At 62.6% G+C, this 26,102-nt stretch carries 25 protein-coding genes and 1 riboswitch; of the genes, 18 read left to right on the top strand and 7 right to left on the bottom strand.

The window, feature by feature from the left end; all coding sequences use genetic code 11:
• Nucleotides 1-671: 671 nt before the first annotated feature.
• A complete protein-coding gene (locus FHX06_RS02055) occupies nucleotides 672-2,126 on the top strand; it encodes a cobyric acid synthase (protein ID WP_113210667.1) in 1,455 nt (484 codons plus the stop codon).
• Nucleotides 2,127-2,259: 133 nt separating this feature from the next.
• Nucleotides 2,260-3,030 carry an SDR family oxidoreductase gene (locus tag FHX06_RS02050; RefSeq protein WP_113210771.1) on the top strand — a complete coding sequence of 257 codons (771 nt, stop codon included), beginning with the start codon at nucleotides 2,260-2,262 and terminating at the stop codon, nucleotides 3,028-3,030.
• 26 nt (nucleotides 3,031-3,056) lie between these two features.
• On the opposite strand, the gene FHX06_RS02045 is transcribed toward FHX06_RS02050, so the two are convergent.
• Entirely contained in the window at nucleotides 3,057-3,545 is a 489-nt protein-coding gene (locus FHX06_RS02045) for a MarR family winged helix-turn-helix transcriptional regulator (protein ID WP_113210666.1), read from the bottom strand.
• A 107-nt stretch (nucleotides 3,546-3,652) separates the two neighbouring features.
• Here FHX06_RS02045 and FHX06_RS02040 point away from each other — a divergent pair, with 107 nt between their 5' ends.
• Together FHX06_RS02040 and FHX06_RS02035 are read left to right on the top strand one after the other, a co-directional pair.
• A complete protein-coding gene (locus tag FHX06_RS02040; protein ID WP_112969335.1) occupies nucleotides 3,653-3,949 on the top strand; it encodes a DUF1330 domain-containing protein in 297 nt (98 codons plus the stop codon).
• A gap of 78 nt (nucleotides 3,950-4,027) precedes the next feature.
• Nucleotides 4,028-5,287 carry an adenylate/guanylate cyclase domain-containing protein gene (locus tag FHX06_RS02035; RefSeq protein ID WP_312866439.1) on the top strand — a complete coding sequence of 420 codons (1,260 nt, stop codon included), beginning with the start codon at nucleotides 4,028-4,030 and terminating at the stop codon, nucleotides 5,285-5,287.
• Here the strand turns inward: FHX06_RS02035 and FHX06_RS02030 are convergent.
• Nucleotides 5,273-7,063 carry a chloride channel protein gene (locus FHX06_RS02030; protein ID WP_183878391.1) on the bottom strand — a complete coding sequence of 597 codons (1,791 nt, stop codon included), beginning with the start codon at nucleotides 7,061-7,063 and terminating at the stop codon, nucleotides 5,273-5,275. The genes FHX06_RS02035 and FHX06_RS02030 overlap by 15 nt on opposite strands.
• A 207-nt stretch (nucleotides 7,064-7,270) precedes the next feature.
• Nucleotides 7,271-7,662, top strand: a riboswitch (cobalamin riboswitch).
• Nucleotides 7,663-7,883: 221 nt separating this feature from the next.
• Here FHX06_RS02030 and cobU point away from each other — a divergent pair.
• From cobU to cobO, 4 genes are read left to right on the top strand one after another with little or no spacing between them, the layout of a single operon-like run.
• Nucleotides 7,884-8,393 carry a bifunctional adenosylcobinamide kinase/adenosylcobinamide-phosphate guanylyltransferase gene (cobU, locus tag FHX06_RS02025; protein ID WP_183877892.1) on the top strand — a complete coding sequence of 170 codons (510 nt, stop codon included), beginning with the start codon at nucleotides 7,884-7,886 and terminating at the stop codon, nucleotides 8,391-8,393.
• A 4-nt stretch (nucleotides 8,394-8,397) separates the two neighbouring features.
• A complete protein-coding gene (cobW, locus tag FHX06_RS02020) occupies nucleotides 8,398-9,450 on the top strand; it encodes a cobalamin biosynthesis protein CobW (protein WP_113204803.1) in 1,053 nt (350 codons plus the stop codon).
• A 3-nt stretch (nucleotides 9,451-9,453) separates the two neighbouring features.
• Nucleotides 9,454-13,566 (top strand): cobaltochelatase subunit CobN, encoded by a 4,113-nt coding sequence (cobN, locus tag FHX06_RS02015; RefSeq protein ID WP_183877890.1) that lies wholly within the window; start codon nucleotides 9,454-9,456, stop codon nucleotides 13,564-13,566.
• Entirely contained in the window at nucleotides 13,563-14,195 is a 633-nt protein-coding gene (gene cobO / locus FHX06_RS02010; RefSeq protein WP_112969338.1) for a cob(I)yrinic acid a,c-diamide adenosyltransferase, read from the top strand. The genes cobN and cobO overlap by 4 nt, the downstream gene beginning before the upstream one ends.
• Nucleotides 14,196-14,250: 55 nt before the next feature.
• On the opposite strand, the gene FHX06_RS02005 is transcribed toward cobO, so the two are convergent.
• Both FHX06_RS02005 and FHX06_RS02000 read right to left on the bottom strand, forming a co-directional pair.
• Entirely contained in the window at nucleotides 14,251-15,045 is a 795-nt protein-coding gene (locus FHX06_RS02005; RefSeq protein WP_113210662.1) for a helix-turn-helix domain-containing protein, read from the bottom strand.
• Nucleotides 15,045-15,410, bottom strand: coding sequence for a nuclear transport factor 2 family protein (locus FHX06_RS02000; protein ID WP_113210769.1), 366 nt, complete (start codon nucleotides 15,408-15,410; stop codon nucleotides 15,045-15,047). The genes FHX06_RS02005 and FHX06_RS02000 overlap by 1 nt, the downstream gene beginning before the upstream one ends.
• Before the next feature lie 213 nt (nucleotides 15,411-15,623).
• On the opposite strand from FHX06_RS02000, the gene FHX06_RS01995 reads away from it, so the two are divergent.
• Entirely contained in the window at nucleotides 15,624-16,271 is a 648-nt protein-coding gene (locus FHX06_RS01995) for an isochorismatase family protein (protein WP_113210661.1), read from the top strand.
• Here FHX06_RS01995 and FHX06_RS01990 read toward each other — a convergent pair.
• Nucleotides 16,268-17,053 (bottom strand): TSUP family transporter, encoded by a 786-nt coding sequence (locus FHX06_RS01990; protein ID WP_113210660.1) that lies wholly within the window; start codon nucleotides 17,051-17,053, stop codon nucleotides 16,268-16,270. The two genes, FHX06_RS01995 and FHX06_RS01990, sit on opposite strands and share 4 nt — an antisense overlap.
• Nucleotides 17,054-17,168: 115 nt before the next feature.
• Between FHX06_RS01990 and FHX06_RS01985 the strand changes: the two genes are divergently transcribed.
• The 7 genes from FHX06_RS01985 (at nucleotide 17,169) to FHX06_RS01955 (ending at nucleotide 23,676) form a co-directional block, all read left to right on the top strand.
• Nucleotides 17,169-17,588, top strand: a complete 420-nt coding sequence (locus FHX06_RS01985) for a cobalamin biosynthesis protein (protein WP_113210659.1) — start codon at nucleotides 17,169-17,171, stop codon at nucleotides 17,586-17,588.
• A gap of 166 nt (nucleotides 17,589-17,754) precedes the next feature.
• A complete protein-coding gene (locus tag FHX06_RS01980; RefSeq protein WP_113016674.1) occupies nucleotides 17,755-18,705 on the top strand; it encodes a nucleoside hydrolase in 951 nt (316 codons plus the stop codon).
• A gap of 195 nt (nucleotides 18,706-18,900) precedes the next feature.
• Nucleotides 18,901-19,749 carry a uroporphyrinogen-III C-methyltransferase gene (cobA, locus tag FHX06_RS01975; RefSeq protein ID WP_113210658.1) on the top strand — a complete coding sequence of 283 codons (849 nt, stop codon included), beginning with the start codon at nucleotides 18,901-18,903 and terminating at the stop codon, nucleotides 19,747-19,749.
• On the top strand, nucleotides 19,746-21,053 hold the full coding sequence (locus FHX06_RS01970; RefSeq protein WP_113210657.1) for a cobyrinate a,c-diamide synthase: 1,308 nt from the start codon (nucleotides 19,746-19,748) through the stop codon (nucleotides 21,051-21,053). The genes cobA and FHX06_RS01970 overlap by 4 nt, the downstream gene beginning before the upstream one ends.
• A complete protein-coding gene (gene cobD, locus FHX06_RS01965) occupies nucleotides 21,050-22,069 on the top strand; it encodes a threonine-phosphate decarboxylase CobD (RefSeq protein ID WP_113210656.1) in 1,020 nt (339 codons plus the stop codon). The genes FHX06_RS01970 and cobD overlap by 4 nt, the downstream gene beginning before the upstream one ends.
• Entirely contained in the window at nucleotides 22,066-23,046 is a 981-nt protein-coding gene (gene cbiB, locus FHX06_RS01960) for an adenosylcobinamide-phosphate synthase CbiB (RefSeq protein ID WP_112969347.1), read from the top strand. Before cobD ends, cbiB begins: the two co-directional genes overlap by 4 nt.
• Nucleotides 23,047-23,085: 39 nt before the next feature.
• Nucleotides 23,086-23,676, top strand: coding sequence for an Imm42 family immunity protein (locus tag FHX06_RS01955; RefSeq protein WP_113115110.1), 591 nt, complete (start codon nucleotides 23,086-23,088; stop codon nucleotides 23,674-23,676).
• Nucleotides 23,677-23,695: 19 nt separating this feature from the next.
• Here FHX06_RS01955 and FHX06_RS01950 read toward each other — a convergent pair whose 3' ends face one another.
• Both FHX06_RS01950 and FHX06_RS01945 read right to left on the bottom strand, forming a co-directional pair.
• Entirely contained in the window at nucleotides 23,696-24,808 is a 1,113-nt protein-coding gene (locus FHX06_RS01950) for an MFS transporter (RefSeq protein WP_246715488.1), read from the bottom strand.
• Between the two features lie 101 nt (nucleotides 24,809-24,909).
• Nucleotides 24,910-25,251, bottom strand: coding sequence for a DUF1127 domain-containing protein (locus FHX06_RS01945; RefSeq protein ID WP_183877888.1), 342 nt, complete (start codon nucleotides 25,249-25,251; stop codon nucleotides 24,910-24,912).
• Nucleotides 25,252-25,318: 67 nt separating this feature from the next.
• Between FHX06_RS01945 and FHX06_RS01940 the strand changes: the two genes are divergently transcribed.
• Nucleotides 25,319-25,645, top strand: a complete 327-nt coding sequence (locus tag FHX06_RS01940; RefSeq protein WP_113210653.1) for an ArsR/SmtB family transcription factor — start codon at nucleotides 25,319-25,321, stop codon at nucleotides 25,643-25,645.
• Nucleotide 25,646: 1 nt separating this feature from the next.
• Complete coding sequence (locus FHX06_RS01935) at nucleotides 25,647-26,102, top strand: SRPBCC domain-containing protein (RefSeq protein WP_113210652.1); 456 nt, start codon at nucleotides 25,647-25,649, stop codon at nucleotides 26,100-26,102.

Below are 26,102 nucleotides of genomic sequence, written 5' to 3'. Positions count from 1 at the left end.
CCGGATCTTTATGTGATCGAACGCGCATGCGCCGGGTCATTAGCCGACAAATCTCTCCGCCGCTTCAGGGTGCCAATGCCCGGCCGGAATAGGATTTCGCCAGGCTTTCCCGTCTGCGGCGCCGTTCGTCTCGTTTTCCGGCGGCTCGTCGCTGGCCATTTCTATCGATGGCTCATTATGAGCAAACCTACGGATTTGCGGCAGGAAATCAACTCTCTTTTGCGCGTTGCAATCTTACTAAATAATTGAATCCGAAGAATTTATGCGGCCAATCATGAAAGCGCGAAATTTGATGTCGATCAGCAGGCTTGCTGGGGCCGCAGAGAGGGCTAAAAGCGGTTTCAAAAGCGAAAAATTCGAAAAAGTTCAAAAAAAGTCAAAATTCCCTTCAGGAGCCGTCTTCAATAACCATCCGGTAAGGATGTGCCGTTATCTGTTGTGACGCGGCGGGGGACAACCGCTGCTTTTCCGGATCAGGTAGTGCGTCCCGGAAAAAGCGAGCTTCATTGCGTAATGATGATGGCGTCAGCGTTTTATGGCAAACCGCGTAGGGTCCATGGCCCGATCGCGGTTTTCGCATTTCTGGGCCTTTGTCGGGTTTTCAACCGTCTGTTGACCTGACGTCTGCCCGCATTGTAGGCCTGCCGGAAACGCTTCACGGACAGGCACCAATGACCAGAGCCATCATGCTGCAAGGAACCGGCTCCGATGTCGGCAAGACAGTGCTGGTGGCTGGGCTTTGCCGGCTGGCTGCCAATCGCGGTCTGAAGGTGCGACCGTTCAAGCCGCAAAATATGTCGAACAATGCCGCGGTTTCCGACGACGGCGGCGAGATCGGCCGGGCGCAATGGCTGCAGTCGCTCGCGGCGCGGGTACCGTCATCGGTGCATATGAACCCGGTGCTCCTGAAGCCGCAATCGGAAAACGGCAGCCAGATCATCGTGCAGGGCAGGGTATTCGGCCAGGCAAAGGGGCGCGACTACCAGCGGCTGAAGCCGCAGCTGCTTTCGTCGGTTCTGGAGAGTTTCGCCAAGGTGTCCGAGGGGGCTGACCTCGTGATCGTCGAGGGGGCGGGCTCGCCGGCCGAAATCAACCTGAGGGCAGGCGATATCGCCAATATGGGCTTTGCGACGCGGGCGAACGTCCCTGTCGTCCTCGTTGGAGATATCGATCGCGGCGGCGTCATCGCCTCGCTCGTCGGCACGCATGCGATCCTCAGCGAAGAGGATCGCGGCATGATTTCCGGTTACATCATCAACAAGTTCCGCGGCGATGTCTCGCTGTTCGGCGACGGTATCCGGGCCATCGAAGGTTTCACCGGCTGGCCGTGCTTCGGCGTCGTGCCGTGGCTGCCGGGTGCCACACGCCTACCGGCAGAGGATTCGGTCGTGCTCGAACGGCTGGCGCGGGGCAGGCAGGGTGCGCTGAAGATTGCTGTGCCGGTGCTGCCGCGCATTGCCAATTTCGACGATTTCGATCCGCTGCGGACAGAGCCCGATGTCGAACTCGTCTTCATCAGGTCCGGTGAGCGGCTGCCCGACGATGCCGCGCTCGTCATCCTTCCTGGTTCGAAATCGACGATATCGGATCTCGCGGACCTGCGTGCGGCCGGCTGGGATCGCGATCTCCTGGCGCATGTCAGGCGCGGCGGCCGGGTGATCGGCATCTGCGGCGGTTACCAGATGCTTGGCCGCAAGGTGCATGACCCGCTCGGTATCGAAGGCGGGACGGTCGAGACGCAGGGGCTTTCGCTTCTCGATGTCGAGACCGAGATGGCGCCGGAGAAGACCGTGCGCAACAGCACCGCCCGCTCGACCGAATACGACGCGCCGCTTGCCGGCTACCAGATCCATCTCGGCATTACCCGCGGGCCGGATTGCGTCAGGCCCTCTGCTATCGTCGACGGCGCACCCGACGGAGCGCTTTCGCCAGACGGCCGCATCATGGGCACCTATCTGCACGGCCTCTTCAGCAGCGATGCCTACCGCGCCCGGCTGCTTCAAAGCTTTGGCCTGTCAGGCGAAGCGAGCAACTACCGCGAAAACGTCGACCGGGCGCTCGACGAGGTCGCAGGCGGCCTGGAACAGTATCTCGACCCGCGCTGGCTTGCCGGTCTGTTCGGCTAGGCCGGATGTCGCTTGCCTGCCTCACGGTCCCGCAGAGTGGGCAGACGCAATCAGGGCATCGTTTGCTATTGCCAAATTAGTTGACTGAGTCCATTAATTGTTCCGATACACCCGGTCGAGAGCAATGAAAACCATGACCATACTGGATAGATTTTCCCTGACGGGCCAGGTGGCGCTCGTAACCGGCGGCGGCCGTGGCCTCGGATTCGAGATGGTGCGCGCACTTGCCGAGGCCGGCGCGCATGTCATCGTCACCGGGCGTACGGCGACGACGCTTGAAGATGCCGTAGGGACGATCCGCAGTAGCGGCGGCACGGCGCAGGCTGCCGCCTTCGACATCGTCGACCGGGAGGCGCAGCGTGCGCTGATGGCCGACATCGAAAAGATCCATGGCCGTCTCGATATTCTGATCAACAATGTCGGCGCCCGCGACAGGCGGCCGCTGGCCGAATTCGATGACGATGCCATTATCGAGCTGTTGCGCACCGATCTGGCGGCCGCGATGACGCTCTCGCGGGATGCCGCCGCGCTGATGAAGCGGCATAATCATGGCCGCCTGATCGCGGTCACCTCGATCAGCGGCCATGTCGTCATGCCCGGCGATTGCGTCTATCCGGCGGCCAAGCAGGGCCTGACCGGCCTGATGCGCGGCATGGCGGTCGAGTTCGGCCCATACGGCATCACCAGCAACGCGATTGCACCCGGCTGGTTCGCCACCGAGACGAACGCGGAGATGGCTGCGAACGAGGAGTTGACGCCCTTCGTGCGCCAGCGCATCCCGGTCCAGCGCTGGGGTCGCCCGGATGAGATCGCCGGTGCAGCGCTGTTTCTTGCGAGCAGTGCCGCCTCCTTCGTCAATGGCCATGTGCTGACCGTGGACGGCGGCATGACCGTCAGGATGTAAGCGCAGACGGGCGTTCCCGCCGCTCCTCAAAGGGCGGAGGTCCGCTCGGGAAGCGGTTCTTCCGATGGTGCGGATGAGGTCCGGGCGAGGACATTGCCGATATCGGTGAGGAACGTCAGCAGCAGATTGAACTCGGCTTCGCTGTAGGTCTCCAGCAGTGCGGCCATCGCCTCGCCATGCTCCTCGTATAGCGAGCTGGCGCGTGCCGAGGCCTCGGGACAGGCAACCAGGACAAGGCGGCGCTTGTCCGTCTCATCACGTTGCCTGACGACGAAACCGGTCGCCTCCAGCTTGTCGATCAATCCGCTGACCGTTCCGACCTTCAACCCGACCTCGCGCGACAGGGCCGTCATCGACAGCGGACCGAGCTGCTCCAACAGCCGGAAGCACTTGAATTCGGTGCCGGTCAGACCAACTTTCTCGGCCATCTTCTGATGGAACAGTACGAGCCTGGCTGAAAACAGCTGGACCGTCGGGATGTAGCGCGCGAGGCGGCCGGTTGACTTTTGCGGCAAAACGTTTAGATCTCCGAACTAATAATTGTTTCGATATTCTAAGGAACTGTCGGCGTCATGTCGATACTCTCGCATGGCTGCCCGGTCCTTGTCGGAGGCAGCGATCGATGAGCGCTTATTTCATTCTCGAAATCCATCCCGATATCGAAGATCAGACGATCGATGATTATCTCGCATGCATATCGCCCGACGTGACGTTCCATGGAGGCAATGTGCGATCCTGTGGCGGCGCGGTCCATCCGGTTCAGGGAGAGCGGCAGATGAACAGGCTGATCATCATCGAATTCCGCACTGCCTCGGTCGCCCGTGAATGGCATGATGAGGTGAAGCAGGCGATTGATGATGCCAGGTATCACTCTCTCCGTGCCTGCCCGGCGGTTGTCGTCGCCGGGCGCGATGGCTAGGAACCCCGGCTGGCGCGACGATTGCCGGATTTTGTGCCGGCACGGTCCGGCCTTGCCGCCCATTCGCCGGATTTCCCGATCATAGAACGGTTTCAACCATCTGGAGATTCCGAAATTAACGATCATATTCAGTGGCTTATAGAGCAGGGAATCGCGAGCGACAATATTGGCGACCTCGTTGGAGGCCTGTGCGACCGGCTGGTCGCTGACGGGTTTCCGATCTGGCGGGCCAGTATCATGATGCCATCCCTTCATCCGATGTACCGCGGCATCTCCGCCAATTTCGTGCGAGGCGGGGTAACGACCCTCGAAAATTCCGAGCACGGCGGCGTGGACGAGCGCAACTTCGAGAAAACGCCGACATTTCATCTGCTGAGCCGCGGTGAGAGAGCGGGGCGCTGGAGCTTAGCCAAGGGAGAGGGTCTCGAGTACCCGCGGCTCAAGGAATTCGCCCTTGCCGGAGCGACCGATCACGTGGTCAGCATTTTCGAGTTTCCGAAGGAGGTCGCGTTGCGCGGCTTCAGCCTCGCGCTGACCAGCGACGCATCGGGTGGATTTTCCGACGAGCAGCTGAGGACGGTCGCAGAGCTTATTCCGGCTCTGGGGCTCGCCTGCTACCGCATGGCCGCATCGAAAACCGCTGCCGATATTCTGGCCGTCTACACGGGCGCCAGGACAAGCGCACGCATCCTTGCGGGCGAGGCTCAGAGAGGCAAGGGCGGATCCATCAGTGCTGCGGTCCTGCTTGCAGATCTCAGGAATTTCACGGCATTGACCGACGTCTATGAGCCGGGCGAAATCGCTGGGTTTCTGGATGCGCATTTCGAGCTGATCGGCAGGCATGTCGAGGAAAATTCCGGGGAGATCCTCAAGTTCATGGGCGACAGCGTGCTGGCGATCTTTCCGACCGGCAGCGAAGAGGGGGATGATCCCGAAAAGGCTTGCCGCGCAGCACTCGCCTCGGCCCGGAACATGCTGAAGGCCAACGAGGCACTGAACCGGGAGCGGGCAGGCAACGGTGGACCTGACATCGGTGTGGACGTCGTCCTGCATCTCGGAGAAGTGTTTTACGGAAATATCGGCGCCCGCGGCAGGCTCGACTTCACCGTGATCGGCAGGGCCGTCAACGAGGCCTCGCGGATCGAGAAACTCTGCGGCGAACTTGGCCAGCCGCTTCTGATGTCGGAAAGCTTCGCGGCTGCCTGCGGTGTCGCCTGCGAACGCCTGGGATCGTTCGAGTTGCGCGGCGTTTCGAGGAAGGCCGACGTGTTCAAGCTTGCGGATCCGATCGTGGCATCGGCTCGAAAATCGGCGGCAAAGGCCTCAGATCTCGCCTGACACCTCGCGGCGCCGGCGGTCGAGTTCTTCGCTGTAGCGGCGCAGCGTGTGGCTTTCGCTGAGCTGGCCGATCACCTTGCGCTCGATGAGGTTGTTGACGACGGCAAGCGCTTCGCTTTCCGTCTTGTCGAAGATCGCGGCCGCCTGTTTGGCATTCATCTGCGGCTGCAGGAAATCGTTCTTATAGCGGATGAAATCACCGAGATTCTGGGCTTCGTCCTGCGCGCTGGTGGGGTTTGCGTAGATTTCCGGCACGAGCACGAGGCCGGCATATTTGTCGCCCTCATCGACGAGGATGACACGCTGCGTCGAGCCGATGGGGAAAGCCTCCCTGAATGCGTCCAGCGTTATTCCGAGTCTTGCGGTCTTCACGTCTGAACGCATCAGCTTGTCGACGGTGAGATTGCGGATCCAGCCGACATCATGGGCGCTGCGGATGCTTTCGCCGCGCAAGTGAAAGCGCCATGTGGCGAAGGAGTAGCCGAAGGTCGTGCGCACCACGAGCGAGGAGGTGATGACGGCTGCGAGCACCAGTGCGGTGATCGGAAAGTCGCCGGTGATCTCCAGCGCCAGGAAGGTCATGGTCAGCGGCCCGCCAATGACGGCGACGGCGAGCGAGCTCATGCCGACCACGGCATAGATCACGGGCGTCAGCGTCGCATCGGCGAAATAGGGGGCGGAATAGGCAAAGAGCTTGCCGAGCAGCGCGCCCATGAAAAGCGAGGCGAAGAACAGGCCGCCCCTGAAGCCGGAGCCGATGGAGACGGCGGATGCCACCGACTTCAGAAGGAAGAGACCGATCAGCGCGGGGATCGTGATCTCGTGGGAGAGGTTCAGATGCAGCGCGCCGTGGCCGGCGGCCAGCACCTGCGGCGAGACCAGCGCCAGCAGGCCGACGACGATGCCGCCGAGCGCCGGGCGGAAGGGCAGCGCGATGGCGCTCTTGCGCGCCAATTCCTCTACGAAGGAGACGCCCTGCATGATGAGGATGCCTACGCCGGCGCAGAAGGCGCCGAGCGCAATGGCCGGCACGTAGTCTGCCGGCTGTACAGCGCCGAAACTGCCGACATCGATGATGAAATCGCTGCCAGCAAGAAGGCGCGCAACAAGAGTTGCGACAAGCGCTGAGACGACGACAGGCGTCAGCGACATAATGGTGTAGGTGCCGATGATAAGCTCGAAGGCGTAGAAGGCGCCGGTCAGCGGCGCATTGAAGGCGGCGGCGATGGCGCCGGCTGCGCCGCAGCCGACGAGCACACGCAGGTCCGCGCGGCGCAGCTGCAGCTTCAGGCCGAATTTCGAGGCGATGCCGGCCGCAAGCTGCGTATAACCGGCTTCCAGGCCGACGGATGCGCCGAAGCCGTTGGAAACGAGGTTCTGGATCGCGACAAGGATGCTGTCCGTCAGCGACAGGCGGCCGCCATGCAGCGCATTGGCCTCGATCGGGTCGACCATCGGCTTTTTGCGCCATTTGGCGAGAATGAAGAGCAAGAGCCCGAGAAGCATGCCGCCGGCTACCGGGGCCGACATCAGCAGAAACTTGCTGTCGATCTGCGAGGCGCTGAGCCTCGTCGTGCCGTCTATGCCGAAGATCAGGCTGTGCATCTCTTCCGAGGCATAGCTCATGGCTGAGACCGCAAGCCCCGATACGATGCCGACAAGCGCGCCGGCAAAGACCATGCCCATTTCGCTGTGGCGAATGAGCGCGCGCAGGCGCCCCGGATCGAAGGCGGTGCCTAGAGGGCCGAGGCGGCGAATGTGCATTCGGGAGAGCATCATGGGGAAATTAGGCGGCAAGAATAGGGGTCAAGGGCGGAGCCGGCATCCGCATGAGCGGCAATTGCGGCAAAAAACCGGCCGGGCCGTAAAGTTTTTGTGACGTAAGCCTTTGATTAAAGACGATAATATCGGTAGTGTAAGTCGAGATGAACATGAGCGGGACGTTGCGCGGCAATTGACATGGGGGTTGCACGCGCCTAACCATGAATCCACATAATGGATGGTTCCGGATCGGCAAACGCCTTCCGGATTAAAAGGGAATGTGACGGGGCGGACCCAAGCCGGGCGCCTTCATCACAGCCGACCCCGCGACTGTAGAGCAGTCAGGGTCTTCCATCCGGCATTTGGATTGCGGCGCCGACAGTCTTGCATTCTGCAAGCGGGCAAGGCGGACAAGTGCCGGAAAAGCCACTGGAAATGCATCGTGATCAGCCGGGGCAGGACGCCTCTAATTCTACGAATCGTCCGCCTTTTCACGAGATGCAGCCGGGAAGGCGAGGCGGATCCGCTGGCACGATAAGGGGCGACCGAGCGGTCGCCCCTGTCGCGGCCGATAACTGCGAGCCAGGAGACCTGCTATCCGTGCCGGGCATAATGCCCAATTTGGGCGCTTTGCCCGCTGCCAGCACGGAGGTTGTCTTGGCTGAAGGATGTTATTCAGCGCTGCCTCTGGTGGTGCGATATGGGCGCGGTGTTCCGCCGCCCCTCTGTGATGAGCTTCTGGCGCAGGCCGTTTTCTCTTCCCTGATTCCTGTGACAAGCACAGGAATGAGGGGTGCGGCGAAGGCCGTGCCCATCCTCAACGGACGGTGCTGTCATGACCACCACCTTCATCCTCGGCGGCGCTCGCTCCGGCAAATCCCGCTTCGCCGAAAATCTTATTGCCACGAGCGGTCTCGAGCGCCATTACATCGCCACCGGCCGCGCCTGGGACGACGAGATGCAGGCGCGCATCGACCAGCACAGGGCCGATCGCGGCCCCTCCTGGACGACGCATGAGGAACCGCTCGATCTCACCGAGCGCCTGACCGCCATCGACGCGGAGGGCAGGGCCATCCTCGTCGATTGCCTGACGCTGTGGCTCACCAATCTGATGATGGAGGGGCGCGATATCGCCGCCCAGTCTGCCGCCCTTGCTGGCTTTCTGCCTCATGCTAAGGCGCGGCTCGTCATCGTTTCCAATGAAGTCGGCCTCGGCATCGTGCCCGAGAACCGCATGGCGCGGGAATTTCGCGACCATGCAGGCCGGCTGCACCAGATGATCGCGGCTTCGGCCGAGGATGTTTATTTTATCGCAGCGGGTCTGCCGCTGAAAATGAAGGGTTAGTTCCATGCAGCAGAAAATCCCCGCAACCGTCATCACCGGCTTTCTCGGCGCCGGCAAGACGACGATGATCCGCAACCTGCTCACCAATGCCGGCGGCAAGAAGATCGCGCTGATCATCAACGAGTTCGGCGATCTCGGCGTCGATGGTGACGTGCTGAAGGGCTGCGGTGCGGAAAACTGCACCGAGGACGACATCATCGAGCTCACCAATGGCTGCATCTGCTGCACCGTTGCCGACGATTTCATTCCGACCATGACCAAGCTTCTGGAGCGCGACCAGCGCCCTGACCATATCGTCATCGAAACCTCGGGCCTTGCCCTGCCGCAGCCGCTCGTCGCCGCCTTCAACTGGCCGGATATCCGCAGCGAAGTCACCGTCGATGGCGTCATCACCGTGGTCGATAGTGCGGCCGTTGCTGCCGGTCGTTTTGCCGATGACCACGATGCCGTCGATGCGCGCCGTGTCGAGGATGAATCGCTCGATCATGAAAGCCCGATCGAGGAACTTTTCGAGGATCAGCTGACCTGCGCCGACCTGATCGTGCTCAACAAGACCGATTTGATCGACGCGGACGGGCTTGGCCGCGTGAAGAGCGAAGTCGCCTCGCGCATTGCCCGCAAGCCTGTCATGATCGAAGCGAAGAACGGCGAGGTGCCGGCAAGCGTGCTGCTCGGCCTCGGCATCGGCACGGAAGACGATATCGTCAACCGCAAGTCCCATCACGAGCTGGAGCATGAGGATGGCGAGCCGCACGACCACGATGAATTCGACAGTTTCGTCGTCGAACTCGGCGCTGTCTCGGATACGGCAGGTTTCGTCGAGAAGCTGAAGGGCATCATCGCCGAGCATGACGTGCTGCGCCTGAAGGGCTTCATCGATGTCTCCGGCAAGCCGATGCGCCTGCAGCTACAGGCCGTGGGTGCCCGCATCGACCAGTATTTCGACCGTGCCTGGGCGCCGGGTGAGGCCCGCAATACGCGTCTCGTCGTCATCGGTCTGCACGAGATGGATCAGGACGCAGTGCGCAAGGCGATCGAAGCGCTCGTCCGAGGGTAAACAATGCATCTGCTTCTCGCTCAACAGGGGACGATCAGCTACGGGGACGAGGCGATCGACCTCGGCCAGTCGCCCGGCGATATCCTGTTCCTGTCCGCTGCCGATACCGAGCTTGCGGCGATTGCCGCGGCCCATAGCGGCAGAGAAGGAGGCTATTCGCTGAGGCTTGCGAGCCTGATGAGCCTGAAGCACCCGATGTCGGTCGATGCCTATGTGGAGCGGACGGCGCGGCATGCGAAGCTGATCATCGTGCGGGCGCTCGGCGGGGCGAGCTATTTCCACTATGCGCTGGAGGCGCTGCATGCGATCGCGGCGCGCAGCGGTGCGCTGATTGCGGTGCTGCCGGGGGATTCGAAGCCGGATGCCGGGCTGACGCCGTTTTCCAATGTGGCGCTGGATGATCTGAATGCGCTCTGGGCCTATCTGATCGAGGGCGGGGATGCCAATGCACGGGGCTTTCTGGCCTATGCGGCGGCGATGCTCTCGGGAGAGGAGAAGCCGGCGCCGGCTGTGCCGCTGATGAAGGCCGGGATCTGGTGGCCGGGGCGGGGGCTTGTTGGGGTCGAGGAGTGGCGGAAGCTCACCGGTTCTGTCTTCTCCCCAGCGGGGAGAAGATGCCCGGCAGGGCAGATGAGGGGGGCGAGCGACGGAGAGAGCGAGCAACAGGAGCACGATTTCGAGGTTTGTGGAGTGGCCCCCTCATCCGACCCTTCGGGCCACCGACCGGGGTCGAGCCACGGGTCTCGACCCGTCCTCCGGACCCCCGCTGGGGAGAAGGGACAGGCAGCACCCGTCGTTGCCATCGCCTTCTACCGCGCACTCGTGCAGAGCGGCGAAACCCGCCCTGTCGAGGCACTGATCGAAACCCTGGAGGCGCAGGGTCTTCGCCCATTGCCGGTCTTTGCCTACAGCCTCAAGGACCCGGTTTCCAAGGGCATCCTCGAAGCCATCTTCGCCGATCTCCAACCCGACGTGGTCATCAACACGACAGGCTTTGCCGTGTCCGCACCCGGTGCTGATCGCGAGCCGACGGTGCTGGAGGCCAACGACGCGATCGTGCTGCAGGCGATCTTTTCCGCCTCGTCGCGGGAGGCCTGGGCAGCCTCATCGCAAGGCTTGTCGGCCCGCGATCTCGGCATGAACGTCGCGCTGCCGGAGGTGGATGGCCGCGTGCTTTCGCGCGCCGTCTCCTTCAAGGCTGCCGCTCGCTACGATGCCGCGGTCGAGGCTAATATCGTTTCCAGCGAGCCGGATGCCGGACGCATGGCCTATGTCGCAGCCCTTGCCGCCAACTGGGCGCGGTTGCGGCAGCGGCCGGTTTCGGAGCGGCGTGTCGCGCTGGTCATGGCGAACTATCCGAACCGGGACGGACGGCTCGGCAATGGCGTCGGGCTCGATACGCCCGCCGGGACGATCGAGGTGATGCGGGCGATGGCGGAGGCTGGTTATCCGCTCGCCGATATTCCCGATGATGGCGATGCGCTCATGCGGCATCTGATGGCCGGGCCGACCAATTCCGGTCTCGACGGCAAGGTTGTGCGCGAGCGGCTTTCCTTGAGTCGATACAAGGATTTCTTCGCCTCTCTTCCCAATCAGATTCAGGATGAAGTCAACGCGCGATGGGGCGATCCGGAGGCCGATCCCTATATGCGCGAGGGTGCTTTTGCGCTCCCCTTTGCGCGTTTCGGCGGGCTGCTCGTCGGCATCCAGCCGGCACGCGGCTACAATATCGATCCGAAGGAAAGCTATCACTCGCCCGATCTCGTGCCGCCGCACGGCTATCTCGCCTTCTATGCCTTCCTGCGCGAAGAGTTCGGCGCCGATGCGGTGATCCACATGGGCAAGCACGGCAATCTGGAATGGCTGCCGGGCAAGGCGCTGGCGCTGTCGGAGGTCTGTTATCCCGAAGCGATTCTCGGGCCGCTGCCACATCTCTATCCATTCATCGTCAACGATCCCGGCGAGGGCACTCAGGCGAAGCGCCGCACGGCCGCCGTCATCATCGATCATCTGACGCCGCCGCTGACGCGGGCCGAAAGCTACGGGCCGCTCAAGGATCTGGAGACGCTGGTCGATGAATATTACGAGGCCTCGGGCGTCGATCCCCGGCGTATCCGGCTGCTGTCGCGGCAGATCCTCGAGCTTGTTGCCGATATCGGGCTGGATCGGGACGCGGGGATTGCAAAGGGTGAGAGCGAAGGCGAGGCTTTGAAGAAGCTCGATGCCTATTTGTGCGATCTCAAGGAAATGCAGATCCGCGACGGGTTACATGTGTTTGGCGTGTCGCCCGAGGGCCGGCTGCTGACGGATCTCACCGTGGCGCTGGCGCGGGTGCCGCGTGGGTTGGGTGAGGGCGGGGATGCGAGTTTGCAGCGGGCGATTGCGGGGGATGTATTGACTTTCCCCCTTCTCCCCAGCGGGGAGAAGATGTCCGTCAGGACAGATGAGGGGGCAAGCGACGTGAGGAGCGAGCGGCTGAGCGAAGGCGAGGCCGAGCCTATGGCCCCCTCATCCGACCCTACGGGCCACCTTCTCCCCGCTGGGGAGAAGGGGAGTCGCGTGCTTCAGCGTTCCTTCGATCCACTTGATTGTGACATGGCCGGCACTTGGGTCGGCTCACGCCCGGCAATCCTAGCAGAAATCACCGATGCCCCCTGGCGCACAAACGGCGACACCGTCGAGCGCATCGAGCTGCTCGCCGCCAAGCTCGTCTCCGGCGAACTCGCTTGCTCAACCCTCTGGTCCCAAACCAGACGGGTGCTTGACGAAATCGAAGCTCGCCTCAAACCTTCCATTCTCGCCTGCGGTCCGGCTGAAATCACCAGTCTGCTGCGCGGCCTCGACGGTCGTTTCGTCCCGCCCGGTCCATCCGGTGCACCGACGCGCGGGCGGCCTGACGTGTTGCCGACCGGGCGGAATTTCTACTCCGTGGACAGCCGCGCGGTGCCCACACCGGCCGCCTACGAACTCGGCAAGAAATCGGCCGAATTGCTGATCCGCCGCTACGTTCAGGATCACGGCGAATGGCCTGTCTCCTTCGGGCTGACGGCCTGGGGCACGTCCAACATGCGCACCGGCGGCGACGATATCGCCCAGGCGCTGGCGCTGATCGGCGTGAAGCCGGTCTGGGACATGGCGTCGCGGCGCGTCACCGGCTACGAGATCATTCCGCCAGCCATGCTGCGGCGGCCGCGGGTGGATGTGACATTGCGCATTTCCGGTTTCTTTCGCGATGCCTTTCCCGAGCAGATCGCGCTCTTCGACAAGGCGATCCGCGCTGTCGGCGCACTCGACGAGGATGCGGCCGACAATCCGATAGCCGGGCGCATGCGCGGCGAGGCGGCGCGGCTAATCGCTGCCGGGCTCGACGAGAAAGCGGCGGCAAAGCGGGCGGGCTATCGCATCTTCGGGTCCAAGCCGGGTGCGTATGGGGCGGGCTTGCAGGCGCTGATCGACGAGAAGGGCTGGGAGCGGCGGGCCGATCTTGCCGAAGCCTATCTCGTCTGGGGCAGCTATGCCTATGGTGCGGGTGAAGAAGGCAAGGCCGAGCGCGGCGTCTTCGAGGAGCGGCTGCGCTCCATTCAGGCGGTTGTCCAGAATCAGGACAACCGCGAGCATGACCTGCTCGACAGCGATGATTATTACCAGTTCGAAGGCGGCATGGCGGCGGCGGCCGAGGCGTTGCGCGGAGTGCGGCCGGCGATCTATCACAATGATCATTCACGGCCGGAAAAGCCTGTGATCCGCTCGCTCGAAGAGGAGATCGGGCGGGTGGTGCGCGGGCGCGTCGTCAATCCGAAATGGATCGAGGGCGTGATGCGCCATGGCTACAAGGGGGCTTTCGAGATTGCTGCGACGGTCGACTATCTCTTCGCCTTCGCGGCGACGACGGGGGCTGTCGGCAACCATCATTTCGAGGCGGTCTATCAGGCCTTCGTCGCTGATCCCAAAGTGCGCGATTTCATGGAAGAGAAGAACCCGGCGGCGCTCTCCGAAATGAAGGAGCGGCTGCTGGAGGCGATCGAGCGCAGGCTCTGGACGCCGCGCAGCAACTCGGCGCAATTCGATCTTACAGACATCAACGAAACCAAGAAAAAAGCAGGCAGCCAATCATGAGCGAAGAGCCAGTCGTACCAGCCGAAAAGGACGATGCCCGTCACAACGAGAAGATGGCGAAAAAAAAGGCCGCGCGTGACAAGATCATGGCGACCAAGACGGATGAGAAGGGCCTCATCATCGTCCATACCGGCAAGGGCAAGGGCAAGTCGTCGTCCGCCTTCGGCATGATCTTCCGCCACATCGCCCACGGCAAGCCTTCGGCCGTCGTGCAGTTCATCAAGGGCGCGATGTGGACAGGCGAGCGGGATCTGATCGAGAAGCACTTCTCCGATCTCTGCCAGTTCCACACGATGGGTGAAGGCTTTACCTGGGAGACGCAGGACCGGGCGCGGGATGTGGCGGCGGCGGGGGCTGCCTGGGAAAAGGCCAAGGAGCTGATCCGCGACGAGCGCAATTCCATGGTGCTGCTCGACGAGATCAATATCGCACTGCGCTACGACTATCTCGATATCAACGAAGTCGTCGAATTCCTGAAGAACGAGAAGCCTTACATGACGCATGTCGTGCTGACGGGGCGCAATGCCAAGGACGAACTGATCGAGATTGCCGATCTGGTGACCGAGATGGAGCTCGTCAAGCATCCGTTCCGCTCCGGCATCAAGGGGCAGCCGGGGGTCGAATTCTAAAGCAATTCCAGCAAATATGTCCGCGGTTTTGCGTCCGGAATTGCGCGGAAAAGGTCTAATTGGCCAGATGGCTGCGCAGGATTGCGGCCGTTTCCTCATCGGCCGGGAAGAGCGTTTCGATCGCGAGTTCCGACAGGGTGATATCGACGGGCGTGCCGAAGACTGTTGTCGTCGAGATGAAGGAGAGAAGGCCGGCTTTGGTCGAAAGCTGCAGGGGCACGGCGATGCCGGCGAGGTCGGTGTGGGGCTCGGCCGCCTCTTGGGGCGCGGGGTAGGAGAGCAGTTCCTTCAAGAGCTTTTCCAGCACGGGATCGCCCGAGACCGATATCTGCTGGCGTAGCCTATCGAGCAGGTGGGCACGCCATTCGGCGAGATTGGCGATTTGCGGTGCCAGGCCCTGCGGGTGCAGGCTGAGGCGGAGCACGTTGACGGGTGGTTCCAGCAATGTGGGATCGGCGATGGTTTCGAGCAGCGGCGTCAGGGCGGCGTTGGCCGCGATCAACGTCCAGTGGCGGTCGATCGCGATGGCAGGATAGGGCTCATGGCCTTTCAGCACCCTGTCGATGGCGCGGCGTGCAGGAAGAAGGGCCGGATCGTCCATTTTGCGTTCGGCAAAGACGGGGGCGAAACCCGCTGCCAGAAGCAGCGGGTTGCGATCACGCAAGGGGACGCCGAGGCGTTCGGCCAGATGCAACAGCATTTCGCGGCTCGGGGTCGAGCGCCCGCTCTCGATGAAGCTCAGGTGCCGTTGCGAGATATCGGCTTCCAGCGCGAGATCGAGCTGGCTCATGCGGCGGCGCTGGCGCCATTCGCGCAGATGATCTCCGAGAGAGCGGGCGGTCGGGCTCATCAGGCGGCTTCCGGCAGTTGGTCGATGAACCCGCGGACGGATTTCAGCTTGCCGTCTTCGAGTTCGGCGAAATCCGTGCCCTTGATCAGCGCTTCGCCATTGTCGGGACCGAGGCCCCAGGAGAAGCGCAGGTTGTCGCCGTAGCCATCGGCGGTGCCGATCAGTTCGAAGCGGAAGCCGGGGAAGCGGCTCTGCACGGCCTCGACCAGCGAATTGATCTGCTCATGGCCTTCGCCGCGCATCAGCGGGTCGATATAGGTTGCGGCTTCCGTCCAGCTCTCGGCGATCAGCGCACGGCGGCGGGTGGCATCCGTCTCGTTCCAGATTGCGAGATAGCGCTCGGCGCTGGTCCTTGCCTTGTTCATCTGGGTGTCGTTCATCGGGTCGTCTCCTTTTGATCTCCTGCCATGTTCAGGCAGGGCGATCATCGGCGAAAGCGGTGCAGCCTATCAATTACGCCTGACGTAATGGAAGCCTGATTGCCGGAATCAAATCCAGGTCGCGGCTTGGTGATTTGACAGGTGAGGAGCGAGCCCGAAGATTTGCGGCAACTCTTTTGCCCCGGGAGAAGAAACCCCATGAAAACCCGTTCCTGCAAGGCTTTAGCCGCCTTCGCCATCGCACTTCTCGGCGCTTCGGCCACGCAAGCGAATGTGATCGACGACTGGAATACGATCAAGGTGCCCGCTGCACCGGTGCTGAGGCCGGTCAATGTGAATTTATCGGATACGGCGCTGCTGCTGCTCGATTTCAACGGCGCGCAGGACCCATCGAAAGGCCCGTGCAACGCGAAGACCAAGCCCCGCTGCATCGCCTCGCTGCCGAAGGTGGAAAAGCTTTTGAACGAGGCACGCAAGAGCGGCGTGCCCATCATCTACAGCATTACCGGCGGCGCAACGAAGGGCGATATCGCCAGCGTACTGGCGCCGAGAGAGGGCGATCCGGTGGTGCAGGGTGGAGCCAACAAGTTCATCAACACCGATCTCGAAAAGATCCTGACCGAAAAGCATATCAAGACCATCATTGTGGCCGGCACGGCATCCGAAGGGGCGGTGCTGAATACGGCGGCCTATGCGGCGCTGACCGGCATGAATATCATCCTGCCGGTCGACGGCATGTCGTCGACCAATCCCTATGCCGAGCAATATGTCGCCTGGCATTTCGCCAATGCGCCGGGTGTTTCGGCCAAGACGGTGTTGACGACCATCGACGAGATCAAATTCTAGACGCCAAGCCAGACACGCAGCGGGTTTGCGGGGTCGGAGAGCAGCTTTATCGCAAAGGCGATGCAGACGATGACGAGCAGCGGCTTGATGAGCCTTGCGCCGATGCGCATGGCGAGCCGCGAGCCGAGCTGCGCGCCGAGGAACTGGCAGGCACCCATCAGCAGGCCGATTTTCCAGAGCGTGGCGCCGAAGCTTGCGAAGACGATGAGCGCGCCGAAATTCGAGCCGAGATTGAGAAGCTTGGTATGGGCGGTTGCTTTCAGCATGCCGAAGCCGGCAAGCGTGACGAAGGCCAGCATGAAGAAGGAGCCGGTGCCGGGGCCGAAGACGCCATCATAGAAGCCGATGAGGGGCACCAGCGTCAGGCCGAAGAGGAAGGGCGTCATCCGGCGGTGCGTGTCTGAGTCATTCAGGTTCGGCTTGACGGCGAAGAAGAGGGCGATCGCCATCAGGAGCACCGGCATCACGGCCTGCAGAACCTGGCCGGGCACGAGCGTGGCAAGGGCCGCGCCCAGCGAGCCACCCATGACGGCCATCAGCGCCATCGGCAATTGTTCCGAAAGCTTCACATGGCCCTTGCGGGCATAGGCGATGGTTGCAGAGGCGGCGCCGAAGAGGGACTGCACCTTGTTGGTGCCGAGGGTCTGCAGCGGTGGAATGCCTGCGATCAGCATGGCAGGGACGGTGATGAGGCCGCCGCCGCCGGCGATGGAATCGACGAAACCGGCAAAGAAGGCAGCCGCGCAGAGCAGCAGAAGCAGATGGATGGCGATGTCAGGCAAGAGATTATTCCGGGAGGGGCATTCGGGGCGGGGGCTTTCGGGCGGCCTTGTTGCATTTCCGGCCATGAGCTGCAATGGCATGGCGGACACAGCGGGGTGCAATCGGCTGATGGGAATGAGCGACATCACCATTGATGAGACAAGGCGGCATGTGCTCGGGCTCGGCTGCGAGCGCGGGACGCCGCCTGCCGAGGTGATGGCTTTAGCAGCCCAGGCGCTGGACGCGGCCGGTATCGCGGGCATGGCGCTGGCTGCGGTTGCCTCGATCGAAAGCCGCAGGCAAGAGCCGGCGATCCTTGCCGTTGCCGCGCATTTTTCCGTGCCTGCCGTGTTCTTCGATGCGGCGCGACTGGAAGCGGAGACGCCGCGGCTGAAAAATCCCTCCGAGATCGTCTTTGCCCGTGTCGGCTGCCATGGGGTGGCGGAAGCGGCAGCACTGGCGGCACTAGGCGCGGATGCTGAACTCGTGCTCGGCAAGATCAAATCTCGACATGCGACAGTGGCCGTCGCCCGCATCGGGTTGCACAAAGCCTGACGCGCGCTATGGTGGCGGCACTTCGCGGCGCCATCCGGCTGCCGGCGACTCGCATCCGGAGCACTTCCGATCCTGATTCACGGATTTGCTCTATCCCTTTGTTTTTATGCAATTTCGAGTACAAGGCCGCCGCACGGTTTTGCTGGAATTGTTCTGGAGGATACACATGCACAAGGTCATTTATGACACTGATCCCGGCGTTGATGACGCAATGGCGCTGCTTTTCCTGCACCGTCATCCGGAGATCGATCTGATCGGCATCACCACTGTCTTCGGCAATGCCTCGATCGAGACGACGACGCGCAATGCGCTGTTCCTGAAGCGGGAATGGGATATCGCGGCCCCCGTTGCCAAGGGTGCAAGCGTCACCGTCGATCCCAAGCGTCACGAGCGCCCCTGGCCGACCATGGTGCATGGCGAAAATGGGCTTGGCGACATGCCGGTGCCCGAGACGATCGACCTGCCGCTCGATCCACGTCCGGCATATCGCTTCATCATCGAGACCGTGCGGGCCAATCCGGGCGAGGTGACGCTGGTTGCCGTCGGGCGCATGACGAACCTCGCGCTGGCGCTGAAGGAAGATCCCGGCATTGCAGGCCTCGTGAAGGAAGTCGTCATCATGGGCGGCAATTTCTATGTGCCGGGCAATGTCTCGCCGGTTGCCGAAGCCAATATTCATGGCGATCCGGAAGCGGCCGATATCGTGCTGACCGCGCCGTGGAAGGTCGTCGTCATCGGTCTCGATGTGACCGCGATCACGACGATGAGCAGGGCCTATCTGCGCGACATGGCTGACAAGGGCGACAAGGCGGTCAAGCAGCTCGACGAGCTCTCGCAATCCTATATCGACTTCTACAAGCATGCGGTCGAGGACGGAATGATGGTGCATGACAGCTGTGCTGCCGTCTATGTCGTGGCGCCGGACCTGTTCAAGACGATTACCGGCGCGCTGCGCGTCGTCTGCGGCGGCATTGCCGATGGCCAGACGGTGATCAAGCCGGACGGCCGTCGGTTCCCGCCGGGCGACTGGGATGGCCTGCCGAGCCAGGTGGTTGCAACCGGTATCGAGTCGGAAAAGGTGCTCTCCCTGATCCGCGATACACTGCTGCGCGTCTGATTGCCTCAGACGGGCCGGATGCGCGATCTGCTGCCGGCCCGATTCTGATTCCGGAATCCAATCAATCGTTTATCTGGATTGTTTGCGAGCTTGATTCCGGTTCTTGCGGAGTTGATTCAATCGCGTTTTGTCAACTTCCAGTGCGCGGCCCTCGACGCCGTTGACCTCGTCATCCGGCGGGCCTAGATCAGCTGGATGATCGATGGTGCATTCTCACATCTGCCGGCGCTGGAGCCGGGCAGCGTCTGGCTTGTCGGCGCTGGTCCGGGTGACCCGGGCCTGCTGACGCTGCTAGCTGCGAAGGGATTGGCGGAAGCCGATGTTGTCGTCCACGACGCGCTGGTCAACGAAGACTGTCTGAAGCTCGCACGACGGGGTGCGGAGCTCGAATATGCTGGCAAACGCGGCGGCAAGCCCTCGGCCAAACAGCGGGATATTTCCCTGCGGTTGGTGGAATTGGCGCGGGCGGGCAAACGCGTGCTGCGGCTGAAGGGCGGCGATCCCTTCGTTTTCGGCCGTGGCGGGGAAGAGGCGCTGACGCTGGTCGAGCACAATATCCCGTTCCGCATCGTGCCGGGCATCACGGCCGGCATCGGCGGGCTGGCCTATGCCGGCATTCCGGTCACGCATCGCGAGATCAACCATGCCGTGACGTTCCTCACCGGCCATGATTCCTCCGGCATCGTGCCCGATGCGATCAACTGGGGCGCGATCGGCCAGGGTTCGCCCGTCATCGTCATGTATATGGCGATGAAACATATCGCCCAGATCAGCGCCAATCTGATTGCATCGGGCCGTTCGGCATCCGAGCCTGTCGCCTTCGTCTGCAATGCTGCGACCGGCGATCAGCAGGTGCTGGAAACCACGCTTGGAGAAGCGCCTGCAGCGGTTGCCGCTTCCGGGCTGGAGCCACCGGCGGTCGTCGTCGTCGGCGAGGTGGTACGGCTTCGCGCTTCGCTTGACTGGCTCGGCGCGCTCGGCGGGCGCCGCCTGCAGCCCGATCCCTTTCGTCATGCCGGCGGGCAGGGAAAGGAGACGGCATGAGCGGATTGCTGATCGCTGCGCCATCCTCCGGCTCCGGCAAGACCACGGTGACACTCGGGCTGCTCCGGGCGCTGCGCAACCGCGGCGTGGCCGTCGCTCCCGGCAAGGCCGGCCCTGACTATATCGATCCGGCCTTCCATGCCGCGGCGAGTGGCTCGCTCTGCCTGAATTTCGATCCCTGGGGCATGCGACAGGAGCTGATTTCAGCCAACGCGACACTGCATCGTTCCGGCGACCGCGTGTTGCTCATCGAGGGCATGATGGGCCTGTTCGACGGGGCGGCCGACGGGCGCGGCACGGCGGCGGAACTTGCGGCGCAGCTTGGGCTTTCCGTGGTGCTGGTCGTCGATGCCTCGCGGCTGTCGCAATCGGTGGCGCCCCTCGTCAGCGGCTTTGCGGGATTTCGCGCCGATGTGCGCATTGCCGGCGTCATCCTGAACAAGGTCGGCAGCGACCGGCATGAGATGATGCTGCGTCAGGCGCTGGAAGCTATCCGCATGCCCATCGTCGCTGTCATCCGCAAGGATGCGATGCTGGCGCTGCCCGAGCGGCATCTCGGGCTGGTGCAGGCCGGCGAGCATGGGGCGCTCGAGGAATTCATCGATTATGCGGCCAATGCCGTTTCCGAAGAGTGCAATTTCGAATTCCTGATGCGCATCGCGCGGCAGGGCTTGAACCGGCCCTCGGCTGCCAATATCGCCCGGCTAATGCCCTTCGGCCGGCACATCGCCGTTGCCCGCGATATCGCCTTTGCCTTCTGCTATGAGCACATGCTGCTCGGCTGGCGGCGGCGCGGGGCGGAGATTTCCTTCTTCTCGCCGCTTGCCGATGAAGCGCCGGCAGCCGACGCCGATGCGATCTATCTTCCCGGCGGCTATCCGGAACTGCATGCAGGAAAGCTGGCGGCCGCACAGAATTTTGCCAGGGCGATAAGGGCCGCGGCGGCCCGCGGCCTGCGCATCTACGGCGAATGCGGCGGCTACATGGTGCTCGGCGACGGACTGATCGATGGGGAAGGCGTGCGCCATGAAATGCTCGGCCTGCTGCCGGTCGTCACCAGCTATGAGACGCGCCAGCGGCACCTCGGCTATCGGCAGGTGACGCCGCTTGCGGGCGCCTTCTTCGACAAGGCGATGACGGCGCATGAATTCCACTATTCCACCATCGTCTCCGAAGGCGAGGGCGACCGGCTGTTTTCGACGCAGGATGCGCTTGGAAACGATCTCGGCGCGGCGGGTCTCAGGCGCGGGCAGGTGGCCGGCTCCTACATGCACCTGATCGATCTTGCCGGGACAGCCGCATGAACGCGCCCATCGTGCATGGCGGCGGCATTACCGCGGCGGCGGCAAGCTTCGGCGGCCGGCTGGAGGACTGGCTCGATCTTTCGACCGGCATCAATCCCATTCCGGCGGCGCTGCCGGAAATCCCTGCAAGGGCCTGGCATCGCCTGCCGGATCGGCATCTTATCGAGACGGCGCGGCATGCGGCGCGGGATCACTATCGCAGCGGCGGAATCCTGCCGCTGCCGGTTCCGGGCACGCAGTCCGTCATCCAGCTTCTGCCGCGCCTGGTTGCGGTCGGCGGGCCTTCCGCCGAGGGCCGGCGCGTGGCGATCCTCTCCCCGACATATGGAGAGTATGCGCGAGCTTTTACGGCGGCCGGTTTCGTCGTCGATGCGGTTGATCATATCGATGATATCGGCGCGCAGCACAGGCTGGCAGTCGTGGTCAATCCGAACAACCCGGATGGCCGGATCCATGCTGCCGACAGGCTGGAAGCGCTGCATGAACGGCTAAAGGCGGGCGGCGGTTTCCTTGTTGTCGACGAGGCTTTCGGGGACACAAGCCCGGACACGAGCCTTGCGCCGCGTGCAGCGAGGCTTTCGAACCTGATCATTTTCCGCTCCTTCGGAAAATTCTTCGGGCTGGCGGGGCTGCGGCTCGGCTTTGCCATTGCGCGGGGCGATATTCTCGCGCGTTTCGAGGACTGGCTCGGCCCCTGGGCCGTATCGGGGCCGGCTCTTTCGATTGCCGGTTCGCTGTTGAATTCTGATGTCTCCGGGATCGCCACCTCGATTGCCGAGCGGCAGGCGGGCCTGCATGCGGTGCTGGCCGGGGCCGGCCTCGTCATTGCCGGTGGTACACCGCTTTTTACGCTTGTTGCCGACGCCAGGGCCGGTGACATTTACACGACTCTCTGCCGCCATCATATTCTCGTCCGCCGGTTCGATTATGCGCCGGACTGGCTGCGCTTCGGCCTTGCCCCCGACGCTGCCGATGATGCAAGACTTGCCGCGGCCCTTCGGAGCATTGACCGATGAATTTCGATGAACATTTTCTGGTGCTGGTTCTGGCGCTGCTGCTCGACCGCATCATCGGCGATCCGCAATGGCTGTGGATGCGCGTGCCGCATCCCGTCGCGATCTTCGGCAAGGCGATCGGCTATTTCGACCAGCATTTCAACCGCGAGATCCTGAGCAAGGCACAACGCCGGCAGAATGGTGTTGTGGTGATCCTGGCGCTGTCGGTGCTCGCCGTCGTCACCGGGCTGGTGCTGCACTGGTTTCTCATGCTCTTCGGCCCCGTCGGCATCCTGCTCGAGGTTTTCTGCGTGGCGATCTTCCTGGCGCAGAAGAGCCTGTCGGATCACGTCGCGGCTGTCGCAACCGCGCTCAGGGCCGAAGGTCTCGTCGGCGGGCGCAAGGCGGTGTCGCGCATCGTCGGGCGCGATCCGGAAACGCTGGATGAGCCGGGTGTCTGCCGTGCGGCGATCGAGAGCCTCGCCGAGAATTTCTCCGATGGCGTCGTCGCACCGGCGCTCTGGTATGCGATCTTCGGCCTGCCGGGCCTGTTCTTCTACAAGATGCTGAATACCGCAGATTCGATGATCGGCCACCGCTCGGAGAAATATGTCGATTTCGGCTGGGCGTCGGCCCGGCTCGACGATATCGCCAACTGGCCGGCGGCGCGCCTCTCCATCCTGTTGATCGCCGTCGGCGCCGGCATCCGCCGCGGCACAACCGCCTTCAGCCATGCCTTCCGCGTGGGTGTCCGCGACGGCAAGCTGCACCGTTCGCCGAATTCCGGCCGCCCGGAGGCGGCCATGGCCGGCGCGCTCGATCTCCAGCTTGCCGGCCCACGCGTCTATTCGGGCGTTGTCGTACGCGAGCCGATGATCAACGGCACGGGCCGGGATGTGGCGACGGCAGGCGATGTGGAGGACGGGATTTCGGTCTTCCAGGCAAGCTGCATGGCGCTGACGCTGCTTACCTTCGTGGCCTTCGTCTGCCTGCTGTGACGATGTACTAGCTTAAGCCTCGTAGATGATATCGGGGTAATGTCACCGGAGATGGGCGCAGTGATTGTCGGAGAAGCCAGCCTATTTGCCATCGAAAGCGAGATCACGAAAGTCGTTCCCAGTATTTCCCAGCGCGCTCTCGGATTCTTTGTCATTCACGTTTGTGGACGAAGATTTGGTGTGCGGGAACCTGATGCTTCGATGCTTGGATGCTCCTTCGAGGAGGTGAATAGCCGTCTGCAGCGCTGCGGAACACATTGCGCTCGTGTCCTGCGCGATATTAACGCTGCGGATGTAGCGGAGGCTTATCTCGATGCCATTTACCGAGACACGTCGCGAACTGATTATTTTGGACTGTCGCATCAGGGTTTTGTTGAGGTGGTCCACTCCAGCGCGATCAGATGGGCGCCTGATGGTGACGAGGCGTTTGATGATGGGAGCGTCGTTCTCCATCTGGACGTGGAGAATAGGGTTCGTCTTATTGCCTTCAACAATACCGACGTCGCCGACGACATGATTGGTACGATCAGGGAAGTGTGGTTGGACGCTGACCTTTTCTATGGCGTTTTATCCCGCTGGAGAGATAACTTCGACGCGGAGTGGGAAAGTCGATTGGATTTGCCGGCGTAGCGTAGGATCAACACGGCAGTCAGTATCGGCGTTTCTCCGCCATCAACAGTACCGCAAGAGCCAAGCTGAGCAGTCCGAGCGACAGCGGCAGGCCTTGGTGGCCTGCCAGTTGCATCGCCATGCCCGTTGCGGGCGAGCCTACGATGCCGCCGAGGCCCCAGACGAGGGCGAAGGCGGCGTTGCCGGCGATCAGGGATTGGCCGGTGAAGCGCTCGCCGAGCTGGATCAGCGACAGCGTGTAGATGCCGAAGGAGACGCCGCCCCAGGCGAAAAACAGCGGCCAGACGAGCCATGTGTCGAACAGCACGGGCAGGAGCAGGCAGCCGGCGAGCGAACTCAGCACGCAGCCGAAAAGTGTGCGGCGCGAGCCGGATAGTTCGGCGAGGCGGCCGAGCACGATCTGCAGCGCCGCATTGCCTGCGATGAAGCAGGTAATCAGCGCGGCGATGCGCTGCTCGGGGCTGCCGAGGGCGGCGCCATAGACGGCGAAGAGGCCGAGCAGAACCTGTTCGAAACCGGCGGCGACGAAGACGGCAAGGAGCAGGAGCGGAGCCAGCCGGAAAAAACCGGCGACCGATGTTGCTTCGCCTTCCTGGGGCATGGCGGGCAGGCGCCTTGCGACGGCAAATACGATCAGGCCGCAGAGGAGGAAGGCCGCGATACCGATCAGGAAGGGTGGCCAGCCTTCCGTGCCGGCAAGGCCGAGGGTTAGCGGGCCGAGGGCGAAACCGCCTGATACGACCGAGGAATAGAGGCCCAGGATGCGGCCGCGGCGCGCGGCGGGCGTGACGGCGAGCAGCCAGGTTTCGCTGATGACGTAGAGCGGATTGGCGAAGACGCCGAGCAGGAAGCGCAGCGGCATCCAGGCCCAGACGTCTTGGATCGCGGCAATGGCGATCAGGCTCAAGGCTGCGAGGACCGAGCAGAGGATGGCAAGCCTGATGGGGCCGAAGCGGCGCGACAGGGCAGGAATGAAGGGGGCCGAGACGATGAAGCCTGTCGGTGTCATCGCCGCGGACAGGCCGATCAGGCCGGATCGTGTATCCTGCCGCTCAAGGATGAAGCTCAGGAGCGGATAGGTCAGGCCTTGCGCCATCGCGAAGACCGTGACGGTGGCGATGATGCCTGTCATAGCGGCCCATGGGAGGCGCGCATCTTGTGGCGGTGTCGCTGCCGACCCGTCGATTGTTGCTGCCAGCGAAAACTGGCGATCATCCATCATCGCGACATTCCTCACACGTGCCAGAAGAACCCAGAGGCCTCGAACCCTGCCTGTTGCGGCGTCAGGCCGATGTCGTCGAGCAGAGCGGGGCTGATCTTCGACCTTTGTTTCCATTGCCGGCGGATGAGGATCTGCCGGAACCAGCGTGCGATCACGCCTGCCGGGATGAGCAGGCCCTGATGCTGGCGCGGCGGTCTGCTATGCGGGGCGCAAGCAAGGGTGCAGCAATCGCTCATGATTACCTCCATTGGCATTGAAGGTTCGCAACCTTCGACTTCGAACGGGCCTGGAGTCTGGACGATGCGGCGGGCGCCGTAATTAAGCGCTTCCAAAAAGTTCTCAAAAAATTCCAAACCGTCGAAAGGTCGCCATTTGGCTACCTATATTGACAGCGAGGCCGCCTCATGCTTAGGTAGCCATATGGCTACGTATCAACCAGACTTGCCCCGTATCTTTGGCGCTCTCTCCGATCCGACGCGGCTCGCGGTCGTCGAAAGGCTCGTGAGGGGCCCGGCGTCGGTCTCCGAACTGTCCGAACCCTTTGATCTCGCACGCCCTTCCTTTCTCAAGCACCTGCGGGTTCTCGAAGAGGCCGAGCTTGTGACATCCGTCAAATCGGGCAGGGTTCGGACCGTCAGTCTTTCGCCGGTTGCACTGGGTTGGGTCGAGTCATGGGTGCACACGCATCGCCGGGCCTTGGAAGATCGCTTCGATCGCCTGGCCACGTTTCTTAATCAGGAGCAATGAGATGACGAGTCCGGAACAAGTTCACGAAACCATAGTGATCGAGCGCGTCCTGCCGAATTGCCGCGACCATGTCTGGTCCGCCTGGGCGTTGATCGAGAAAAAGAAAGCGTGGTTCGGCCACGGCATGACCAAACTGGAATTCTGGCCCGGCGGGGCCGAGCATCTCACGCATGTCTCGGATATGGGCACGCACACCAACGAAACGCGGTATTTCGAGATCAAGGACCGTGAACGGATCGTCTTTGCCTATTCGATGGCACTGAATGGGAGAGTTCACACGGTGTCGCTTGCCACAGTCATATTTGCAGACCACGGCGGCGGCACCCGGATGACATATACCGAACAGATGTGTGTCATTCCTCCGAGTGACGGCGCAGACGGCCGCAAACACGGGTGGACGGCGCTGCTGAAATCGCTGGAGGACTTCCTGGCAACGGATACGAGACTATCGGCATGA

The organism is Rhizobium sp. BK512 (assembly GCF_014194915.1).
Taxonomy (GTDB): domain Bacteria; phylum Pseudomonadota; class Alphaproteobacteria; order Rhizobiales; family Rhizobiaceae; genus Rhizobium.
The sequence above is the reverse complement of the archived record's forward strand: the minus strand, read 5'-3'. Positions and strand labels throughout refer to the sequence as shown.

Bases quoted from the DNA above. Each gene is read 5' to 3' on its own strand.
- FHX06_RS02055 (WP_113210667.1), top strand. From the start codon at position 672: ATGACCAGAGCCATCATGCTGCAAGGAACCGGCTCCGATGTCGGCAAG.
- FHX06_RS02050 (WP_113210771.1), top strand. From the start codon at position 2,260: ATGACCATACTGGATAGATTTTCCCTGACGGGCCAGGTGGCGCTCGTA.
- FHX06_RS02040 (WP_112969335.1), top strand. From the start codon at position 3,653: ATGAGCGCTTATTTCATTCTCGAAATCCATCCCGATATCGAAGATCAG.
- FHX06_RS02030 (WP_183878391.1), bottom strand. From the start codon at position 7,063: ATGCTCTCCCGAATGCACATTCGCCGCCTCGGCCCTCTAGGCACCGCC.
- cobU (WP_183877892.1), top strand. From the start codon at position 7,884: ATGACCACCACCTTCATCCTCGGCGGCGCTCGCTCCGGCAAATCCCGC.
- cobW (WP_113204803.1), top strand. From the start codon at position 8,398: ATGCAGCAGAAAATCCCCGCAACCGTCATCACCGGCTTTCTCGGCGCC.
- cobN (WP_183877890.1), top strand. From the start codon at position 9,454: ATGCATCTGCTTCTCGCTCAACAGGGGACGATCAGCTACGGGGACGAG.
- cobO (WP_112969338.1), top strand. From the start codon at position 13,563: ATGAGCGAAGAGCCAGTCGTACCAGCCGAAAAGGACGATGCCCGTCAC.
- FHX06_RS02005 (WP_113210662.1), bottom strand. From the start codon at position 15,045: ATGAGCCCGACCGCCCGCTCTCTCGGAGATCATCTGCGCGAATGGCGC.
- FHX06_RS02000 (WP_113210769.1), bottom strand. From the start codon at position 15,410: ATGAACAAGGCAAGGACCAGCGCCGAGCGCTATCTCGCAATCTGGAAC.
- FHX06_RS01995 (WP_113210661.1), top strand. From the start codon at position 15,624: ATGAAAACCCGTTCCTGCAAGGCTTTAGCCGCCTTCGCCATCGCACTT.
- FHX06_RS01985 (WP_113210659.1), top strand. From the start codon at position 17,169: ATGAGCGACATCACCATTGATGAGACAAGGCGGCATGTGCTCGGGCTC.
- FHX06_RS01980 (WP_113016674.1), top strand. From the start codon at position 17,755: ATGCACAAGGTCATTTATGACACTGATCCCGGCGTTGATGACGCAATG.
- cobA (WP_113210658.1), top strand. From the start codon at position 18,901: ATGATCGATGGTGCATTCTCACATCTGCCGGCGCTGGAGCCGGGCAGC.
- FHX06_RS01970 (WP_113210657.1), top strand. From the start codon at position 19,746: ATGAGCGGATTGCTGATCGCTGCGCCATCCTCCGGCTCCGGCAAGACC.
- cobD (WP_113210656.1), top strand. From the start codon at position 21,050: ATGAACGCGCCCATCGTGCATGGCGGCGGCATTACCGCGGCGGCGGCA.
- cbiB (WP_112969347.1), top strand. From the start codon at position 22,066: ATGAATTTCGATGAACATTTTCTGGTGCTGGTTCTGGCGCTGCTGCTC.
- FHX06_RS01955 (WP_113115110.1), top strand. From the start codon at position 23,086: ATGTCACCGGAGATGGGCGCAGTGATTGTCGGAGAAGCCAGCCTATTT.
- FHX06_RS01950 (WP_246715488.1), bottom strand. From the start codon at position 24,808: ATGACAGGCATCATCGCCACCGTCACGGTCTTCGCGATGGCGCAAGGC.
- FHX06_RS01940 (WP_113210653.1), top strand. From the start codon at position 25,319: ATGGCTACGTATCAACCAGACTTGCCCCGTATCTTTGGCGCTCTCTCC.
- FHX06_RS01935 (WP_113210652.1), top strand. From the start codon at position 25,647: ATGACGAGTCCGGAACAAGTTCACGAAACCATAGTGATCGAGCGCGTC.